Origin of the sequence: Bartonella queenslandensis AUST/NH15 (assembly GCF_000312585.1) — a bacterium.
GTDB classification, from domain to species: Bacteria; Pseudomonadota; Alphaproteobacteria; order Rhizobiales; family Rhizobiaceae; genus Bartonella; species Bartonella queenslandensis_A.
Genome location: NZ_HE997989.1, coordinates 4,640 through 5,523 on the forward strand (window position 1 = coordinate 4,640; position 884 = coordinate 5,523).

Annotated in this window: 1 protein-coding gene and 1 pseudogene; both read left to right on the forward strand. The window is 38.2% G+C overall.

The window, feature by feature from the left end:
- Positions 1-720 (forward strand): Rha family transcriptional regulator (locus BN338_RS03285; protein ID WP_083868431.1); only part of this gene is annotated, 720 nt, incomplete at its 5' end.
- Between the two features lie 12 nt (positions 721-732).
- A pseudogene (locus BN338_RS13555) lies at positions 733-884 on the forward strand (recombinase); the annotation flags it as partial.

Below are 884 nucleotides of genomic sequence, written 5' to 3' on the forward strand. Positions count from 1 at the left end.
AATCTTATAACAGCAACAGAAAATGATTTTAATAACCAAACCGTTCAAACCATGTCGAGTGTTGAGATTGCCGAGTTATGCGGTAAACGACATGACCATGTTATGCGTGATATCAAAAAAATGCTTACAGAATTATACTATGAAGGGGGTCTCCCCAAATTTGGGGGCACCTATTTTGATAGCCAAAGAAAGAAACAAAACTGTTACTACCTCCCAAAACGCGAGTGCCTAATCCTCGTCTCTGGCTATAGCACCGCTTTACGTGCAAAAATAATTGATCGGTGGCAGGAATTAGAAAAGCAAGCAAACCTCGCAAATGCTCTAGAAGACCCTCTCTTTGTTAAGAAACTACTTTTAGAAAGCGTCACACAATTAGAGACCTTAAAAAGTGAAGTGAATACACTTAAGCCAAAAGCAATGGCTCTTGAAAGCTTGCAACGCACCGATGGGCTCTTCGGTCTAACTGAAGCTGCTAAAATACTCGAGATGCAACCAAAACAATTCATTATCTTCTTACAGAAAAAAGGATGGGTGTATCGACGCACTTTCGGAGCTCACTTATTGCCTTATCAAGACAAAATCCAAAAAGGACTAATGGATTGCTCAACACACACTGTTCAAACCGAAAATGGAACAGAAAAAGTCATTCCTTCAGCAAAAATCACAACAAAAGGCATGGGGGTGCTATCTCAAGAAATTAAACGACAAAGCATGCATTAAAAGGAAATAAACATGACAAATTCCCCTTTAACAACAATGGCTAGCAAATATGGGTTTTCTCATGATCAATTTCGAAAGACAATTATCAAAACATGTATCAGTCATAACTTCTCTGATGAAGAATTCGCTGCTTTTATCTCTGTTGCAAATACTTATGGATTAAA